We start from the raw sequence: 18,101 nt of genomic DNA on the forward strand, positions 1-18,101 counted from the left end.
TCCTTCAAAGATCGCTTACTATTCACAGTGGCATTACTTACACCGGTTCCCTTTTTGGCGTCCTTGATCCCATCCAGCATGTCCTTTGATATATCGCTTAGTTTCTGATCGAACAGGTAAGGATGTACCCAGCGCAGATGCTTTTTATCATCTTCAATACTGGCTTTCTCAGCCTGTTCGACCAGCCATTTCTTCACGGCTTCTTGCCAAACGTAAGCGGGTTTCTCATTCAGCGTTTGAATCCGCCACGCCTCGGCTTTTAACCGGTCGTGGAGTTCTTGCGCCGCTTGCTTGGATGTAGTCCTAGCAGATTGCTGTACTCTTCGTCCATCAGGCGTGGTGAACCGAATCCACCACGTTTCGCCTCTTTTCGATAGTGACATAACTTCACCTCTCTCGTTGTCGTTCCATCAACAACTTGCGGCATTCGCTCGACAGCAGAATAACGGCCCGAAATAAAATCGGCAAGATGTTCCTTGACGAAGACCCATTTTCGGCCCGCCTTGCGGCCAGGAATCTCGCCCAGTTTGGCTTTGCGCCGCAGGACTTCCGGATTCATGTGTAAGAAGCTGGCAGCCTCTTGAAGCAATAAGGTTTCCATTAATCACCATCCCGAGCCTTCCTATATGCTTCTGCTTTGGCCTGTTTGATTTTTTCGTTGACCGCTTCACCCACACCAGGAAAGGCGACATTAAACTGTCTGGCTTTGGCAGCGGCTTTTTCCAGCACATAATCAGTAAAGCTCTTGCCGTTGTAATCGCTCTGCATATTGTGAAAGTAACGCGCGGCATTCTTGAACGCTTCAAAACCTTCCTCGGGATCGCGAATCCCTTCCCGCGCCATAAACGAGGTCAACGCCGCCAAGCCATTGATGAACAGGTAACGATCAGAAGGAACAGCCGAAGCCTTGGCTCGAATATCGATACCGACCAGCGGCGTGTTCCATTCCACCGCCAGCAGAGCCTCCCAGACCGGATGTAAAGGCCAACGGGCTTTGGTGTTGTCGGCAGGATTCGGGACGGTCAGCTTTAGCCATGCGCTCAGCGAGTAACGCCATAAGGCGCTAATTTTCGCTAATAAGGATTCAACTGAACCGGCGTCCAGCTCTACCAATACCGAGCGCTTGAACTGAAATTCCAAACGCCAGACCGTGGCCTCTCCATCCCAACCCTTATCGGCCCAGAGCTTTTTCAAATAGTCTTTTTTAGACTCTTCAAGCTCTTTGGTTTTGTCATACAACCGAGCCGATAAATCGCCGCCTAGGCCGAACGAATAACCGGTAAAGGCGCGGCTAATGGTATGCGTCGAAATTCGCTTAGCCCGACTCACCCAGGCCTCTATCGGAATCTCGGCAAACGGATAAGCACACACGAAATCGACGAACACATCTGCCCGGCTGACATTGGCTTGAATCTGTATCTCATCGAAGCAACCGAATTGCTCGATAATCACATCTAGCTCGGCACCGCATCCAAAACACCGCGATGAACCAGCCAATCACTTTTGATCTGCACATAAGCCAACGGGGTTTGCTTAGCGCCCATCCCCGAAAGGCTAATCCGGAAAGCATTGTCGGACAGGATGTAAGAGAATAGGCCCGAACCCTTGCTGTGAACCTCGAAGATATGCCCAGGCATTTTATAAACCGCCTCGGCTTGCTCCAATTCAATCGCAGAACGGGCTTGCTCTTTGAGTATGTTCAGCTCCAAGGACTTGCTGAAACTCAGTTCGCCGGGATAAGACAAATACAGGCTATCAATCCCGGAGCGAAGCACAAGAACGGGATAATCATCCCCGGTAATGCAGTTTGCGGGTGCTGTGTTACTAGGGGGCGCACCCGAACCCCTGGCGACCTCAACGGTTATACCGGCTTCAGTGTTGCCACCGCCGAGCGCGGTTTGCGGCTGACCGCCGCAATCCCGCATCTCGCCGGCGGCTACATTTATAAGGCTTTCTGGATTGGATAGGACGCCGACAATGTTAGCGACTTCCTGTTGGGTTAAATCGGTTTTCTTGCTCATGGATTGCACCTCGTGCAGCAGTTAATGACGAGGCGTAGAATGGCAAGCAGCGAGGCGAAAAAATATTCCGGTTTGGCCCGAAAAAGGGGTTTTATGTCCCTGTTTAGCAAAACAGGGGCTTTTATGTTATTGATATTAAATGGAAAGAAGAATCTAGGGCCGAAGGCTTAAAAAACCAAGGCAGATGATCAATCCTTAGCCAAACCGCCATTTTCCAGATCGATCAGGTAGGGGATTTTACGAGGACGGCCATCCCCTCGACTGTCACGATGCGGATCAACCTCCTTAATCCAGTTCTTTGGTGTTTCGTATTCGCCGTCCTTATTCTTATATAAACGGCCATTACCATATTCTAAAATGGCCCAGCTTTTTGCCATATGTGCCGGATGAATATTTGGGTCTATATCCCATAGTGTTCGCGCAATGGATTGGCAAAGTTGTTTGTCCTGGTCCTGATTGACGTGACGCCCAATGAGCTGTTTAGCTTGAAAACTTTCATTGGCTGGTTTGGCGGTATCCTCTATCCAAAACTCAGGCAAATTCGTGAAATCCTCTTTGCACCATTTAAGGAGGTCAGCACGTTTTATAAAAAGACCGCCAAAAATAGATTTTGGATAGTGTTTCTGTTTAAAACACTTTCTGAGCAATTTTCGAGTTTGGTTGAGGAATAAAAGATCAATTAGATCATTTCTTGAGTCGTAGACAGCTTGTCCAGTGGAATCTCGAAGTTGTAATTGTTCTTCTCGGAATGCCCAAATTAGTTTTTCAATTTTCTTTTTAACACCATCGGGGATGCTCGACAGATCATTGTCAGGTGGTTGCAATCCTTCCCACCGATAGGATATTTCCCAAATACTTTTAAACTCCTCTAAATCGAGCATGGTTTATTCGGATATGTGTTTACGTTTTTTACAAATGAATAGAAAGAAGGTTAACTCGATGCATTCGGCCGGTTTGCGACACTCAGGCCTACCGAAAATGGTGGGAATTGTGATGAATTAAATGCATCTGGCAATAAAAAACCCGCAGAAGCGGGTTTCTAGATTGATTATCATTTATTGCTTAGGATTTGCATAAAGGTCAGGATCAACGCTAACTCGTAACTTTGGTCCTTCGAGTGTTTCGGATTCCGTTTCAACACTGACTGTAAAATATTTACAGCTATCAGGAAGCTCAACCCCACTAAGGCTTATACCGAACATTAGTACAAAATTTTTTGCGTCTTCATGCTGTGGAAACTGACTCATGTTTTGGTCAAGGTTGTCGGCATTAAGTTGAGCAACAAGAAAGCCATCGTCGCGTGTGATTTTCACTATAGCTTTTTCGAATGGATGCTCAATAGCTGTCGTTACCCACACATAAACTGAAAGCCTTGGCAATAAAGTTGGTAGCAACGGAACCGTTATGCCGCCAACGTAAGCTCCCATAAAAGATGGCTTATTACCGATCTCCTGGCGAATATCATCGCACCACAATGCGTGCACATAACGCTCAGTCATGAATGTCCTCTGCTTGACTTATCTTTCTGGAATTACTCCAGGCTTCGTAAAATGTTTCGAGATTGACTCCTAGTGCATTTGCCATCGTTGCTGAAACACTCAAAGATGGTTCATGTTTTCCCGCTTCATATCTTGAAACATGAGACTGTTCTATTCCACATACAGCACCAAGCTGTCGCTGAGATAGTCCGCAAGAAAGCCTTAATGACGATAATGTATTTTCATTGTCGTAAAACGTATCTGCAACCCACTTTCTGGCTTCACTTAACTTTGTTGATGTTTCAGGATTTTCTTCTAAAGATTTGACCAATTTATCAAATTTTGAAAATGATGTTCTAGGTGCCTTATTTGGAACCAAATCAAATATTTCGCAAGTTTTTGTAGAGCTGAATTGATTTATGTTTGGAATTACAAGCGCATAATTCTTTCCATTGCCATCCGTTGACAGCCCTACGCTAAATTCCGGGGAATTCATTTTGGATGCGTTTTGTGACGCGTATTCTGATTTCATTGTATTTGTCGTCATAATCTAAATCACTCCTATGGACAACAGCCATAATGTAGTAATTCCTATCCATCCAGTTGAAAAAATAAATCAACCGATAATTTAGACCTTGTTTTTCAAGGTCCCAGGCCCTGAGCCGCCAAACAGGAAGGTGTTCAAGCTTATGAACGCTTCCCCATTTTTTTACAGATATGGGCCCCTGTCTATTTTCTCCAAAGCCATTCTCAAGCAGTTTTGCTATCAGTCTCTGATCGGTGCAGAGCTGTTCAATAAATGAAACTAGCTTAAGCGAATCCGACATGTTGATTTGTGAAATACCTTCTATGTCATCTACAGCGTCGTCGTGGACTTCAATCATCATATATCAAATTTGGTATAAATCAAGGAGGTGGCGCGATGCTAAACAAAATTTGATCACGCTTTCCCATAAATGATGACTATGTCACACCCACCTTTATGATTTTTCTACAAAAATTAAGCCACGTAGTGGCGGGGAGACGCATCACATCTGCAAAGCTTAGCATATTGATCTGGATAGCGAAAAAGACCTAAGGGCCCACTATCCTAAAGACTGTCGCGCCGAATCAAAAACTGCAACTACAAAAGATGTTCAAGACTGTACCAATTTTGTACCAGGGCAGGTTATTTGAACACTGCAATTCAAGTATAAGTGAAGTAGGTTTGGTATAAGCGAAGCCGGCAAGTCATTGATATACAAGGTTATCGCCTTTAATGTCAGGCTTTGTAATCAGCCGGTCGCGGGTTCGAGTCCCATCGCCAGCTCCATATATCAAAGGCTTAGGTGTTCCTCACCTAGGCCTTTTTTATTGCTTGGGACACTGATCGGACAATTCGAAATAAAAATCGCAACACTCCACAAAACAATGGGCCGGATTTTTTCCAAAAAATGCGCCTAATCCGCACCAACAAAACCGTATTGGTCGCAAGGTGTTGATAGATGCCGACAGCTTCGAGGCTTGGATAGCACAGCATTAAGGCGTGGTTTCGGATTTGTTGGAACTAACCAATTAGGTTAATATCTCAGGCATGGAGAAACAAACACCCCATTGTAAACTGTCGGTTATCAAGGCACTAATTGCCGACGGTAAGATTAGAACGACTAAAAGCGCACGAGAAGGCGCGGCGGCTTTGGGATTTGATTTTGATGACATGCTGGCGGTAATCCTGGAGTTAACTGGAGCGGATTTTTACCAAAGCATGAGCACCCATGCCGACCATAAGGTTTGGCAGGATGTTTACCGGCCTAAAACTGTGGCCGGCGATGTTTATTTGAAATTAACTGTCGTTGATGATGTGTTGGTCGTTTCGTTTAAGGAGTTGTGATTATGAAATGTCCGTCTTGCGGCGCTGCCGAGCTGGTGGGGGATACCCGAGACATGCCTTACATCTACAAAGGCGAGTCTACGATGATTCCCGACGTAACCGGCGAATTTTGCCCGGCCTGCGATGAAGTGATTACCGATGCCGACGAATCCCGGCGCACGATGGCTTTGATGATTGAATTCAACAAGCAGGTCAATGCGTCGATTGTTGACCCCAGCTTTATTGCCAGCGTCCGCAAAAAATTGGCACTCGACCAAAAGGAAGCATCGGAGATTTTCGGTGGCGGTATCAATGCCTTTTCCCGCTACGAGAACGGCAAAACCAAGCCACCGCTGGCGCTGGTCAAACTTCTAAAAGTCCTAGACCGACACCCGGATTTGTTGGACGAAGTTCGGACTGCTTAGCCTAGTTTTGGGCGTTGTCCCGTGGGACACCGGCGGGGCACTCAGAGATAAAAAGCCGCAGTCATTGAGCATAAGCGTTGCTCTTAGATGCCTGTAACATCGTCAACAGCTATTTAATCTCGTCCAGGCTCAAATACTTCAGCTCGAATTCGTCAATTTTAAGCCTCTTGACCTTGCCGATAGGATTAGGCTCCAACCAGTCGCCCAAGCGGCCCAGCCGTTAAAAATCGCGTTTAGATAAGTCTGCTCGTGATTGATCGTATTGGCCGACACGCCGGCCGCTAATCGCTCTTTGCGATATACTAAAAACAAATCCGCGTCGATCTCGATGGCTCTTGGATTCTACAACCGGCCGCACATGTTCTGGATCATCAACAGCCGGTTTTCGCCGTCCTTCAAATGCCGGCCTTAAGACTGATACCACGTGTCAATCTACTCCGACAAACGCCGGCTATCCTTCGGTTGCTGCTCCCCATCCGGTCGATGGATCTTGCTCGCCTTAACCCAAGCCTTCCAACGCAATGCCTCCGCCTTCGTCGGAAAGCTCTTCCGATACTGCTTACCGCTAATCCCGTTCGGACGAATATCGGCAAACCATTCGCTCGAATCCTGTTTCCTAATACTCGTCGTGTAAGAAGGTTTCCCAATCCAACTTAAAGCAAGCCGACTAAGTTGCCATACTCCGAACTGGCAATGATTTGTTGCGCGCCTTTTTTATACACGTCGACATGATCGGTATCGTCCAGGTCGTAATCTTCGGGGCTCTCATAATCCAGGCGGAACAATTGAATATTCGGCAGCTTTTTGCAGATATACCTCGCAGCCATCTCCTGAACCGTGGTCGATTCGTCGCGCGCTTGATTTGCGATAAATTTAATCGCTTGGCCAATGTCAGAAATGTCTTTCGATTGGCTATAAGGCGTGAATTTGGTTTTGCTTCCAGTACCGAGCGAAATAATAACAACGTCGTCGTGCTCCCAGCCTTGCGCTAGAATTTCCGCTAACACAAAGTCCAGCGTGCAATTCTGTGTGCCTTGTCCGCCGTCTTGAAACGATGCGCCTGCTTCCGGATAACTGTTGGGCGGAGTGCTGTTGTCTAAACGTGTCCAGGTGTAATTTGGTACATTGATCTTGCCGAAATAATAAGCGGCCGAAAGTGCCGACCATGCCACTGCATCGGCAAGCCGAATGGCTTGATCGTTTGGGTCATAAGACTTAATGAAGTGTGTTCGATGGCTGGAGAGGTTATAAGCCGTCGTCATCAGCCTCAAAGTGTTGGGCAACTGGCCTAGCGTAACATTGGCATTCTGAGATGCCGAAAAGCTTTGCAAAATGGCATTCAACTTATTGATGAAAGGCTGCCGTTGAAACTTTGGCTTTAAAAATCGGGTGTAAATCGGATTTTTGCTATTATTGAAAAGATCGACACCGTCAATCGAATAAAACTTATCGATATTCGCCGCATCGACCCCAGCAGCCACAAAACCCGCCATAATCGCGCCGGTGCTCGTGCCGCAGCACAAAGTCAGCATGTCCCGCAGCAGAAAATGATTATTGCCGTGTTTCGCTCTTAAATCGGTTTCCAGTCGATGTAAAACTATGGCGGGCGTAATCCCCAAAATGCCGCCACCGTCAACTTGCAAAATTACTCTTTTAGCCATGACCCACTCCCCTTATTAGTGTTGTTGGAAATTAGAATAAATTTATTTTGCGAGGCTTGCCTTATTGATTTTTGAATCAAATAAGATTTCCGGTCTCTATCATGAAGACTTGTTCGACAGCAATCACTAAAGAAGCCGGCAGTTATCGCTCAGCCGTTTCTAATACGTCCATTTTAATCAAGCGAGTGTTACGCAATTATGACTAATATAAATCCTTCCATTTAACGCCAACCGCGCCTCGTACCACTTATACATTAACTCCGAAAGCCGCCGACTATCCTTAGGCGTTGATTCCCAATCCGGCCGTTGCGTCTTGTTCGCCTTAACCCAAGCCTCCCAACGCAACGCCTGCGCTTTGGTTAGGATACCGCTTTCCGCCAACGCCGTTCGGCCGAATATCGGCAAACCATTCGCCGGATTCCTGCTTTTTAATGCTCATAATTAGATAATAAGTTAAAAGTCGGTCATTAGCTTATTTGTTATGGATGTAAAGAAATTTATTTGTGCATTGAAATAGCTTTTTGCTCCGCCTAGAATAAAATAATCTTCGTCATGCTAATCGCAATATTTTAATAGCGCCATTCTTGCAGTCTCACTGTGAGCTTTTTCTCTTGCTCCATTGCTGTCGCATAGGTGAGCATTAAAATATCGTTCTATTATGGCTATTTCCTTATCTTTCAGGTTTTGGAAAAGTGGTTTGAATATCCCATGATGGATGGCTTCTAACATCTTAGTGGCACAGCTTTCTTGTGCATATGAAGCTCCTAATACGATCGGTTCTATTCTTGAACCGTATAACCGTAACTGATTTTCTCTAAATTGTCTCGATTCCTGTATTATTAGTGGTGATTCTAATAAATCATTCATAGATATTTCGCCGAGTCTGAATACCTTGCTTCTGACAATATTTATTGAATCAAGTAATAAAGTTAAGTGGTTATGCTCCTTGTCACTCCGGCCGATTTCATCCGTTAAATTTTCGAGTAATATTTTTTTTGCTATGGTGATGTTCGGTGGGTATGAGCTGAGTAGGCATGTGATTACTGAACTTACTGCGGCAGGTGTACTTAAAGTTCTATAAAAATAGTTTGCAGAAAACATCTTGAATTGTCTTTCGGAGATATTTATATTTTTTATTGATTCTATATATTTAAATGAAAGTAGAATATTGCGTTTGTAATCACTATATAGTTCTTTTAGATTTTCTTCTAAATATTTATTGTTTCTTTTGGGAGTTGTGCTCGTAGGCATTTTGATCATGTTTTTTCAGGTTGCGAGCATGAATTATTTTCCAATTTTGGTATCCTAACAAGCCTTTTTTCTTGTCCCTTTATGAAATCCGCATTTTTTATTCGATGATGCGATATAGTCCCATTGCTCCGGATTGTTCTTAGGATCGCTATCATCGCTATTTGTAGGTAAAGGGTTGAGGAGCGCTTCACCAACAGCAATATTTAACGAATTCGATGTTGGTTCTTTGATTCTCGGAGCGTCCGGGTATTTTTTATAATAAAGCCGATTCGCGTCTGAAATATTCTGTTGCTATTTCAAGCGTTGCATAACCCGTTTTTGTGCATTATTGCTACGTTCTTCAATTATTTTGCTGACGATTCGCTCGTTTGAGTTCTCGGCTTTGGCTAAAGGCGTGTTGATTGTCAGAAGGGTAAATAATGCGATTAGGTTTACACGTGATATCCGCATGGACATTTCCCGTTTATTGTTTTACACGCATTGTGATCTTGCATTGACGATAATTCGCGCAACCCCAAAATCCACCACTGGCGTTTTTTCCTGATTTGGCGGTACGTTTAACCATCTTTTTGCCACATCTGACGCAAGTCGGAATATGGTAGTCGCCAGCGCAATAGGTTGAGTAAGCGTCGGTTAATTAATTGTGGAGTTAGTCTTTAATTTTTGCCCTTAATTGCTCTACCTTTTTTGTTTGGTCAATGTACGTGTATATCAGTTTAATCATTTTTTCAGATATTCCGTCTAATGCGACTGTATTTGGGGTTTTCTTGTTTTGACTAAATAGTGCAATAGCGAATGATCTATATAGGGGGTCAACGAAGGAATAAATTCCGGTTTGACTTTCAAGCTTTATAATCTGATCGTCTTTGATTTTACATAGTTTATCTAGGAACAAAGTTAAATTTCCCTGCGGATACTCACGTTCGTTTTTCGATATTTGTTGAAAAATCTGAGCTCTTGTTGCTCCTTCCTGCGGTAGTTCTGACAATGCTTGAATGATGATTTTTGCATTATTAAATTTCTTAGCTCGTTCCTGCTTAAACGCTCTTTCGAAGGTTTTTTTTAAGCGTATCTGATGCTTCTTCTAAATATAGTTTTACCGCGCCATCAAGTTCACTTCCTGTTATCTCTCGACGAACGTCTAATGTATTATTAATGTCCTGTGTGGTACAAATATTTAGACACAAGTGGTGGCAAACTGATGCTAAACCGTTGGCGTAATTGCTAATATCTGTTTTGAGTTTTTTTTCGAATTCTAAGTTTAGGAGTTGGCATCCGCGTGTTATTATTTCTTCAATTTCGTCACTATTCATAAGCGGAACGTGTATCTCGGAAACTCTGTTTCTCATTTCTGAGTCGTACTCTATAACTTGTCGAGCGGTATCAACTGCGCCTATAGCTATAACTTTTAATGTTGAATATTCATCAGCCATATCCATAAATATTTTCATTATTTGTGATAGCTTTGTTCTTTCACATTCGTCAATCTTGTGGAAATCTTCAAGCACCCAGCAACATTTTGCTTTTCCCATGAATCTAGCTAAAGATTGAGGGGTTAGCTGTGGGGGCAGTATTCTTTGAGCTTTTACCGAGTTGTCTTGGTTGTTTATTAGTCTGATTTGTCCCTTGATAACTGAATAATCGCTACTTAATTTTATATCAATTCCGTTTTTTTTAATTTCACCTGTTTCTGAAGTGTAGAAAGGAGCAAGTTGATCGAATGCATCTAACACTAGTTGTTCGAAAGTCAGTCCTTGCATACAACGCGAAGTTATATGATCCTCGTATAGTTGATGTAGTTTATTTACTAGTAAAGTTGTTTTTCCTGATCCAGAGTATCCATACACTACTATTTGCTTTCCTGGAGTTCTAAGTGCATTAACTAGTTTTTGGTTAATTGTTTCCCTCTCCACGAAAGCTAATCTAGCAGGTATTGTGGGTGTAAATACTTCGTTTGTGTAGTATTTTGTCATGTCTTATCCCTATTGCCAGCACTATAGCGTTTGTCTTTTCCCAGAGTGAATTCACTGGTAATTTCAATCCTTGGCTGAATAACAGCAATTCCATTTCGCTAAAGCCTTAATCGCCGTTATCCAGCCTAACTTAGTTTTTGCATGGTTTCCTCCAGTTCCGGGCTGATTTGTCCGGCTTCTGGGTTGGTCTGTTCTATTGCTCTATCCATAATGCGTATTCAAGCCATAGCTTGAATACTGATTCCAAATGTTCTTCGGCGGCTCAAATTGGGTTTTTGCGCTTGATGTTTGACCACTTTGCACGGGCAACGCCTGCCGTCTCTTCTAAAGATTTTGAAGCTTCCCTTTTAAAGTCAATTGCCTTTAAAAGTCGTTCGCGCAAGGTTTTCATGGTGGCGTACAAACATAGTCACCATGTTTTGCCTGTAACCCAACCAGCACTAATACTAACTCAAATGCCCGAAAACATGGAACAAGCCCAACAATGGCCCTTGCCGGCCGTCGTCCCGGTTATGCATCGGGAACGCTTCCGCGAGCTAACCGGCATCTCCACCGGCGTCCTCGAAGGCTGGGTGAATCGCGGTTATATCCCGATTGTCGCGCTTGGCAAACACAAGCTGAACAATATGCTAGAGCTAACCCAAACCAGCAAATTTCGATTCGTGCCCAACGCCTATGATGCAATCCATGACCCAGTTGGTTTTGGCCGCGCTGGTGCCGTTCGACGGCGAGCGACCTTGGCCGCGCAGTTCGGCGACGATGGCGGCGATTAGGTGGAATTGGATGTTTTCCGGATTCGGCGGCAGGTAGCGTTGGGTGCCAGTAGGAGTTTCCAGCTCGATCGGCGTGAAGGCGAAAGTCGAGAAGCGGATCGTGCCGGCAGTGCCCAGAATTTCGACGCTGTCGCTTCGGCCGGCGTCCGTGGCGGCGAAAGTCCAGAAACCCGTGCCCAGTGCGCCGCTTGCGAATTTAAAAGATGCCGCGACGGTGTCTTCCGCCGGATAAAGTCCGCCGCGATTTTCGGCGCAGCCTTGGGCGTCGACGATAGCGCCTAGTAAAAAGTCCAGTAAGTCCAAGCTATGGCAGGCCAAATCGAAGAAGTAACCGCCGCCGGCCACGGCCGGGTTTACCCGCCACGGTAAGCTGTTTGGATTGCGGTCGGCCGGGCGCGGCGATTGCACCAGGCGCACGTTGACCGCCAATATCGAGCCGATCGAGGCGGCATCCAATAGCGCTTTGACTTGCAAAAAATACGGTAAGGCTCGCCGGTAATAGGCTACGAATAGCGGCAAGCCGGCGGCGCTGGCGGCTTGGTTCATGGCCTGGCATTCGGCGTAGCGGCAGGCCATCGGTTTTTCGACGTAGACCGGTTTACCGGCTTGCAAGGCCAGCACTGCGTATTCGGCGTGGCTGGACGGTGGCGTCGCGACATAAATGGCATTGACCTCCGGATCGGCCATCAGCGCCTCCGCATCGGCATACCATCGCGGGACACCGTGGCGCGCCGCGTAATCGGCCGCCTTGCCGGCATCGCGGCCCATCACCGCCACCAGCCGCGAATGCTCGATCTTATTGAAGGCCGGCGCGCTTTTGCGTTCGGTCACCGCGCCGCAGCCGATCATGCCCCAGCGTACCTCGTCGAGAACGATCCCCATTGCCGCGAGAACTAAACCGCCGGATGGCTTTTACACCGGATATTCGGCGTAACGCGGCAGATCGTCGCCGTCGCAAGACCAATCGGCGCGCGAATCCCAGAATATCCGCGCTTGCGGCTGGATCGGCGCGGCATCGTCCAGTGCGCCGGCTGGAATTACCACGCCGTTCAATTCCGGTACGAAGCGAGCCACCGCCGCGCCGCATTCGCTGCAAAACTGGCGGGCAAAGCGTTGGGCGTCCGGCACTTTATAGCGCTTCAGCAAGTTTTCGCCTTGAGTAAAACTCAGCGCTGCGTCGCCGATGATCAGATTGCTGGCATGGCCGGTGCCGCTGGCCTTGCGACAGCGGCGGCAGTGGCAGTGGTAAAAACGTTGCGGCTCGCCGCGCACTTGAAATTGCACGGCGCCGCACAGGCAACCGCCGTTTAACGTGACTTCGGACATTGGACCTCCGGAAAATGGCGACGGCCGGGCGGCGAATTCGCCCGGTCGTCGCAGTTGGACTGACAATCAGAATGCACTTTTGATCACGCCGCCGTCAACCCGCAGCGCGGCGCCGGTGGTCGCCGCGGCCAGCGGACTGGTCAGATAGCAGACCAGCGAGGCGACTTCGTCGGTCGTCGCGAAGCGTTTGATCAACGAAGTCGGGCGGACGGTTTCGAAAAATTGTTGCTCGAAGGCCTCGAAGCTGATGCCTTGTTGCTCGGCCAGTTGGTTGACGAAATCGCCAACGCCGCGCGAGCGGGTCGGGCCGGGCAACACCGAATTGACGGTGATGCCGGTGCCGGCCACGTGTTCGGCCAAGCCGCGCGCCACCGCGATCTGCGCAGCCTTGGTCATGCCGTAATGAATCATTTCCGCCGGGATTTGCACGCCGCTTTCGCTGGAGATGAACACAATCCGGCCCCAGTCGGCGGCGCGCATCGCCGGCAGATACAGTCGGGCTAGGCGCACGCCGCTCAGCACGTTGACTTCGAACAACCGGCGCCAGTCGGCGTCAGGAATGTCTTCGAAGGCCACCGGTTCGAAGATGCCGAGGTTGTTGATCAAAATATCCACCTGGGGATGGGCGGCCAGCAAGGCCACCGCCGTGTCGGCCTGAGCTAAATCGCCGGCAAAGCCGAACAACTGGTTAGCGGCGCAGGGCGTTAGCGCTTCGATCGCCTGCGCCACCGACGCCGTCGAGCGGCCGTTGACGATGACGTTCGCGCCTTCGCCGGCCAGCGCCTTGGCAATGGCGAAGCCGATGCCGGCGGTGCTGCCGGTCACCAACGCGGTTTTGTCGTGTAATTGCAAATCCATGAAGACTCCTGATCGATTGTGCTGATGGTTCTGACTGGCCGAGACTAGCCGATTAATATTGCAAGCAGGGGAAATCGATATAGCCGGTGGCGCCGCCCGGTGTGTACCAGTGGGCGACATCGGCTTCCGGATTCAATGCCGCGTTCCGGGCAAAGCGTTCCACCAGGTCCGGATTGCTGATGAACGGCCGGCCGAACGCGATCAGGTCGGCCGCGCCGGAAGCGATGGCTTGCTCGGCGCTGGCTTGATCGTAGCCGGAGTTGCCCATCAGCGGCCCGTGGAAATACTCGCGGAATTCGCTTAAGGTCATCGCGCTGCCGAGTTGGTGAAATCCAAAGCCCAGGCCGTCCATCACGTGCAAATAGGCCAGGCCGAGTCGGTCGAGTTGTTGAGCGACGTAAGCGAACTGCTCGCGGTAATCGGCCGACCCCATGTCGTTGAAGGCGCCGTTGGGCGACAGTCTAACGCCGATGCGGTGCGCCGGCCAGACCGTCGCGATCGCGGCAAACACTTCGCCGAGCAGGCGATAGCGGTTGGCGATGCTGCCGCCGTAGGCGTCGTCGCGGTGATTGGTTTTGGATTGCAGAAATTCGTCCAACAAATAGCCGTTGGCGGCATGGATTTCGACGCCGTCGAAGCCGGCTAGCAAGGCGCGTTCGGCGGCGCGGCGATAATCCTCGACGACGCCGGCCAATTCGGCGGTTTCCAGCGCGCGTGGCGTTTCGTAAGGCTGTTTGCCTAGCGGCGTGTGAATGTAATCGCCGTTTAGTTTTATCGCGGACGGTGCGACGGCCGGTTGTCCGCCGTGAAAGCTGCTGTGCGAAGCCCGGCCGCAATGCCACAGTTGCATGAAAATCCTGCCGCCCCGGCTGTGTACCGCGTCGGTCACCTGACGCCAGGCTTGCGCCATCGCATCGCTGTAAATACCGGGCGTATTCACCCAGCCCAAGCCTTGTTCGGAAATCGACGTCGCTTCGCTGATCAGCAAGCCGGCGGAGGCGCGTTGCCGGTAATATTCGGCCATCATGACATTGGCCAGCCGTTCCTGGCCGGCCCTGGCGCGAGTCAACGGTGCCAGCACCACGCGGTTGCTCAGCGTTAAATCGTGCAATTGAAAGGACGTTAATAGTTGCTTGGACATGGCTTACTCCTGGCTTAGATTGTGTTTGTCGTTGAAAGCGGTTGTTGGGTTTAATTCAGTCCGCCGTTGGCGCGCAGGACTTGGCCGTTGATCCAGCCGCCGTCCGGGCCGGCCAGAAACGCGACGACGGCGGCAATGTCGTCCGGCGTTGCCAGGCGTTCCAGCGGTGGCAACTTGCGTAAGCGTTCGACTTGCTCGGCGGTCTTGCCGTGAAAGAACAATTCGGTATCGGTCGGTCCCGGCGCGACGCAATTCACGGTAATATTGCGGCCGCGCAATTCGTTGGCAAAGGTGCGGGACAGGGCTTCCACCCCGGCCTTGGCGGCGTTGTAGATCGCATAGCCTGGCAGAGCCAGGCCGATCGCGCTGGTCGAAAAGTTGACGATGCGGCCGGCGTCGTTCAAGTCTGTCGCCGCCAGGCGCAGCGTGTTGAACGTGCCTTTCAAATTGACCGCGACGATGTCGTCGAAGCTGGCGTCGTCGGTTTCCGCCAGCATTTGCAATTTCATGATGCCGGCGTTGTTGACCAGCACGTCGATGCGCCCCAGCGCTCGCTCGGCGTTGGCGAATAACTCGGCGACTTGCGCCGGATTGCTGACGTCGGCGGGCAAAGCCACCGCTTGCCGGCCGATCAGGCGAATTTGCGCGGCGACCTCCTCGGCGGCCTGGGCGTTCGCGGCGTAATTGACCGCGACGTCGAAGCCGTCTTGTGCCAGACGCAGCGCGACGGCCTTGCCGATGCCGCGCGACGCGCCGGTGATTAAAGCGATTTTTGCCATCCGAACCTCCGTTTTGCGGCGCCAGCGCGCCGGTTGCAATAGACGGAATTCAGTATATTTTTAGGATTTCATCGGATAAACGGGCAAATGCCGATAACACTGTTCAAAATTTCTAACTATTCATACGGCGTTGCCCAATCGTTTTTTCAGGAAACCAGTCCTCCAAGATGAATCAACTCGACGCGATCAAAATCTTCGTTCGGGTCGCCGAAGCGGCCAGTTTTACGCAGGCCGCGGCGGATTTAGGCCTGCCCAAGGCCTCGACCTCGTTGGCCGTGCAATGGCTGGAAAACCAAACCGGCATTCGCTTGCTACACCGCACCACCCGGCGGGTGCAAATGACTCAGGATGGCCAGGTGTTTTATCAACGCTGCCTGGAATGGCTGGCCGATGCCGAGGAATTGCAAGACATGTTCCGTATCGATCCGGCCGACGTGCGCGGCCGGCTGCGGGTGGATATGTCGGTCGGCGCGGTGGCCGGCATTGTGATGGCGCGCTTGCCGGAATTCATGGCCCGCTATCCGAACGTCGAAGTCGAACTCGGCGCCACCGACCACTTAGTCGATATCGTCGCCGAAGGCTTCGATTGCGTGATGCGGGCCGGCACCATCTCCGACTCGCGCTTGGTGGCTCGCCGCTTGGGCGCCTATCGGCAATTGAATTGCGTCAGTCCCGCGTACGCCGCCGCCTACGGCATCCCGCAAACCCTGGCCGATTTGGCCGAACATCGTTTGGTACATTACGCCTTGAGCCTGGGCAGCAAACCCGCCGGCTTCGAATACGTCGATGCCGCCAGCGGCGAGGTCCGCAACCTGCCTATGGCCGGCAATTTGACCGTCAACAGCTCCATCGCCTATTTTTCCGCCTGTCTGGCCGGTTTGGGTATGATTCAGGGACCGGAACCCAACCTGGAACCCTACCTGCAGCGCGGCGAGCTGATCGAAGTCTTGCCGGACTACCGGGCCGAACCGCTGCCGGTCACGCTGCTATACAGCAACCGCCGCCACCTGTCCCGGCGCGTGCAGGTCTTCATGTGTTGGCTTGAAGGCGTTATGACACCGCATTTGCAAGCGCTCGCGCCCTCGCGGCCCTAACGATGGCGGGATTGCCGGCGCCGGACTCGTTCGATCGGCGCTTGGCCGAAGCCGATGCGTTGCTTGGGCGTGTTGCAGCTTTCGGCGCAATGGTTACTAAGCAGGCGCAATCCATGGACTTGGGCGGCGAGCAACCCGGTTAAGTTACGGATTAACCGTTTGTCCCGAGCACGGTCGACGGGCGAAGGGTTAAACCGTCCGCAGTTCGACAAGCTCACCACGAACGGTTTAACTTATCGGCATATGGGCGACTATTTCGGCTATGTCACCGGCTTAGACGGTTTTCTCTGGGAGGGGAGGGCGCCAACTATCCGGACTTCCCTGATCGCTAAGCGGACGTCAAGCCAGCCATCGAGACGGCCGGCTGCGGTGAAGCCGCGTAACGCGGTCCGCCGCTAACCTTATTGAGCCGGCCCTTAAAAGTTCGAACCGTGCGTGCTTATCGAAAGATTGGCCGTCTTGCCAGAGGCGAACGGCCGTTTAGACTTCGCGAGGCCGGAATAACAAACACCCAGGAGACCTTATGACTGTTAAACGTATGGACAATGTCGGCATCGTCGTGGCCGATCTCGATGCCGCCGTTGAATTTTTCTTGGAACTCGGCCTGGTCCTGGAAGGGCGTATGAACATCGACGACGAATGGGCCGGGCGCGTCACCGGCTTGCGCGGCCAGCGCGTCGAGATCGCCATGCTGCGTACGCCGGACGGCCACGGCCGCATCGAGCTGGCGCGTTTCGACGCCCCAGCCGTGGCTTCCGATCACCGTACCGCCCCGGTCAATGCGCTGGGTTACCAGCGCGTCATGTTTGCCGTGGACAACCTCGACGACACGCTGACCCGGCTTGGTCTGCTCGGCGCGACCGTGGTCGACGAGGTCGTCAACTATCAAAACAGCTACCGGCTCTGCTACATTCGGGGTCCCGAAGGCATACTGCTTGGCTTGGCCCAGCAACTTGGGCAACAGACCGATCGAGAGAATCCGCTGGCGGATAGCGGTTGAGCTGGCAATCCGCCGATTGGCGAAATACCATCGGGGAAAAGGGACAGAACGCCAATGATGCGACCGTTCATTGGACCAAGCACTTTGCGGAATCTGCGAGTCCTGCGGTGGAAGGGAGGCAGAATGCGATCCACGGGAGGCAATCCTGCAGGGCTTATCCAATGACCGGGGGCGAGTCAATTGCCGACAGTAGGATGGGTAGAGCGAAGCGAAACCCATCAAACGAAATACCCCGATAAACCCGATATGACAGAATATCGCCGACATCGCCTCAAAGGCGGTTGTTATTTTTTCACAGTCAATTTGGCGGAACGACACCGGACTTTACTGACCGACAGGATTGAATTGCTTCGCGAATCTTTTCGTAACGTAAAAGATCAACACCCGTTTAATATCGACGCGATTGTTGTGTTACCGGAACATCTCCATACCATTTGGACCTTGCCGGAAGATGACGATGATTTTAGTTGTC

The 18,101-nt window shown here is 50.3% G+C and carries 23 protein-coding genes and 1 pseudogene; 6 read left to right on the forward strand and 18 right to left on the reverse strand.

The genetic code is table 11. The features are described 5' to 3' along the window. The 8 genes and pseudogenes from A1355_RS12875 to A1355_RS25725 form a co-directional block, all read right to left on the reverse strand. A pseudogene (locus A1355_RS12875) lies at positions 1–197 on the reverse strand (site-specific integrase); the annotation flags it as partial. Positions 198–259: 62 nt separating this feature from the next. Continuing rightward, complete coding sequence (locus tag A1355_RS12880) at positions 260–601, reverse strand: helix-turn-helix domain-containing protein (RefSeq protein WP_064028721.1); 342 nt, start codon at positions 599–601, stop codon at positions 260–262. Further along, complete coding sequence (locus A1355_RS12885) at positions 601–1,386, reverse strand: hypothetical protein (protein WP_197471799.1); 786 nt, start codon at positions 1,384–1,386, stop codon at positions 601–603. The genes A1355_RS12880 and A1355_RS12885 overlap by 1 nt, the downstream gene beginning before the upstream one ends. A gap of 68 nt (positions 1,387–1,454) precedes the next feature. Beyond that, the gene (locus A1355_RS12890; protein ID WP_064028725.1) at positions 1,455–2,021 is read right to left on the reverse strand and encodes a hypothetical protein; all 567 of its coding nucleotides are present in this window, start codon (positions 2,019–2,021) and stop codon (positions 1,455–1,457) included. Positions 2,022–2,209: 188 nt separating this feature from the next. Next, positions 2,210–2,902, reverse strand: coding sequence for a hypothetical protein (locus A1355_RS12895; RefSeq protein ID WP_064028727.1), 693 nt, complete (start codon positions 2,900–2,902; stop codon positions 2,210–2,212). A gap of 174 nt (positions 2,903–3,076) precedes the next feature. Beyond that, positions 3,077–3,520 (reverse strand): hypothetical protein, encoded by a 444-nt coding sequence (locus tag A1355_RS12900; RefSeq protein WP_064028729.1) that lies wholly within the window; start codon positions 3,518–3,520, stop codon positions 3,077–3,079. Continuing rightward, the gene (locus A1355_RS24585) at positions 3,513–3,995 is read right to left on the reverse strand and encodes a helix-turn-helix domain-containing protein (protein WP_197471800.1); all 483 of its coding nucleotides are present in this window, start codon (positions 3,993–3,995) and stop codon (positions 3,513–3,515) included. The genes A1355_RS12900 and A1355_RS24585 overlap by 8 nt, the downstream gene beginning before the upstream one ends. Next, positions 3,976–4,386 (reverse strand): hypothetical protein, encoded by a 411-nt coding sequence (locus A1355_RS25725; RefSeq protein WP_064028733.1) that lies wholly within the window; start codon positions 4,384–4,386, stop codon positions 3,976–3,978. Before A1355_RS25725 ends, A1355_RS24585 begins: the two co-directional genes overlap by 20 nt. Before the next feature lie 686 nt (positions 4,387–5,072). On the opposite strand from A1355_RS25725, the gene A1355_RS12915 reads away from it, so the two are divergent. Then, positions 5,073–5,369: a type II toxin-antitoxin system MqsR family toxin gene (locus A1355_RS12915; protein ID WP_064028735.1), complete on the forward strand. Its 297-nt coding sequence runs from the start codon at positions 5,073–5,075 to the stop codon at positions 5,367–5,369. Positions 5,370–5,371: 2 nt separating this feature from the next. Further along, positions 5,372–5,773 (forward strand): type II toxin-antitoxin system MqsA family antitoxin, encoded by a 402-nt coding sequence (locus A1355_RS12920; protein WP_064028737.1) that lies wholly within the window; start codon positions 5,372–5,374, stop codon positions 5,771–5,773. Positions 5,774–5,911: 138 nt separating this feature from the next. Here the strand turns inward: A1355_RS12920 and A1355_RS26615 are convergent, their stop codons facing one another. The 10 genes from A1355_RS26615 to A1355_RS12960 all read right to left on the reverse strand — a co-directional run bounded on the left by A1355_RS26615 (position 5,912) and on the right by A1355_RS12960 (position 15,535). Next, positions 5,912–6,103, reverse strand: a complete 192-nt coding sequence (locus A1355_RS26615) for a phage integrase (protein ID WP_419866216.1) — start codon at positions 6,101–6,103, stop codon at positions 5,912–5,914. A 323-nt stretch (positions 6,104–6,426) separates the two neighbouring features. Then, complete coding sequence (locus A1355_RS12925; RefSeq protein WP_064028739.1) at positions 6,427–7,434, reverse strand: patatin-like phospholipase family protein; 1,008 nt, start codon at positions 7,432–7,434, stop codon at positions 6,427–6,429. Between the two features lie 555 nt (positions 7,435–7,989). Beyond that, positions 7,990–8,694, reverse strand: coding sequence for an iron-containing redox enzyme family protein (locus A1355_RS25235; RefSeq protein WP_157197867.1), 705 nt, complete (start codon positions 8,692–8,694; stop codon positions 7,990–7,992). Between the two features lie 1,028 nt (positions 8,695–9,722). Beyond that, a complete protein-coding gene (locus A1355_RS12935; RefSeq protein WP_157197868.1) occupies positions 9,723–10,658 on the reverse strand; it encodes an ATP-binding protein in 936 nt (311 codons plus the stop codon). 262 nt (positions 10,659–10,920) lie between these two features. Beyond that, positions 10,921–11,061, reverse strand: coding sequence for a hypothetical protein (locus A1355_RS25730; protein ID WP_197471801.1), 141 nt, complete (start codon positions 11,059–11,061; stop codon positions 10,921–10,923). Between the two features lie 232 nt (positions 11,062–11,293). Next, positions 11,294–12,313 (reverse strand): Gfo/Idh/MocA family protein, encoded by a 1,020-nt coding sequence (locus A1355_RS12940; RefSeq protein WP_064028746.1) that lies wholly within the window; start codon positions 12,311–12,313, stop codon positions 11,294–11,296. A 30-nt stretch (positions 12,314–12,343) separates the two neighbouring features. Then, a complete protein-coding gene (locus tag A1355_RS12945; RefSeq protein ID WP_064028748.1) occupies positions 12,344–12,757 on the reverse strand; it encodes a GFA family protein in 414 nt (137 codons plus the stop codon). 66 nt (positions 12,758–12,823) lie between these two features. Then, positions 12,824–13,615, reverse strand: coding sequence for an SDR family NAD(P)-dependent oxidoreductase (locus tag A1355_RS12950; protein ID WP_064028750.1), 792 nt, complete (start codon positions 13,613–13,615; stop codon positions 12,824–12,826). 52 nt (positions 13,616–13,667) lie between these two features. Next, positions 13,668–14,756 (reverse strand): alkene reductase, encoded by a 1,089-nt coding sequence (locus A1355_RS12955; RefSeq protein ID WP_064028752.1) that lies wholly within the window; start codon positions 14,754–14,756, stop codon positions 13,668–13,670. A gap of 50 nt (positions 14,757–14,806) precedes the next feature. Then, a complete protein-coding gene (locus A1355_RS12960; protein ID WP_064028758.1) occupies positions 14,807–15,535 on the reverse strand; it encodes an SDR family oxidoreductase in 729 nt (242 codons plus the stop codon). Positions 15,536–15,702: 167 nt separating this feature from the next. On the opposite strand from A1355_RS12960, the gene A1355_RS12965 reads away from it, so the two are divergent. From A1355_RS12965 to A1355_RS26140, 4 genes are all read left to right on the forward strand, one after another. After that, positions 15,703–16,629, forward strand: coding sequence for a LysR family transcriptional regulator (locus A1355_RS12965; protein WP_064028754.1), 927 nt, complete (start codon positions 15,703–15,705; stop codon positions 16,627–16,629). A 2-nt stretch (positions 16,630–16,631) separates the two neighbouring features. Continuing rightward, positions 16,632–16,772: a hypothetical protein gene (locus A1355_RS25240; protein ID WP_157197869.1), complete on the forward strand. Its 141-nt coding sequence runs from the start codon at positions 16,632–16,634 to the stop codon at positions 16,770–16,772. A 380-nt stretch (positions 16,773–17,152) separates the two neighbouring features. Next, on the forward strand, positions 17,153–17,629 hold the full coding sequence (locus A1355_RS12970; protein WP_064028756.1) for a VOC family protein: 477 nt from the start codon (positions 17,153–17,155) through the stop codon (positions 17,627–17,629). A gap of 246 nt (positions 17,630–17,875) precedes the next feature. Continuing rightward, the coding region (locus A1355_RS26140; protein WP_419866215.1) for an REP-associated tyrosine transposase at positions 17,876–18,101 on the forward strand (226 nt) is incomplete at its 3' end.

Origin of the sequence: Methylomonas koyamae (assembly GCF_001644025.1) — a bacterium.
Lineage (GTDB): Bacteria > Pseudomonadota > Gammaproteobacteria > Methylococcales > Methylomonadaceae > Methylomonas > Methylomonas koyamae_A.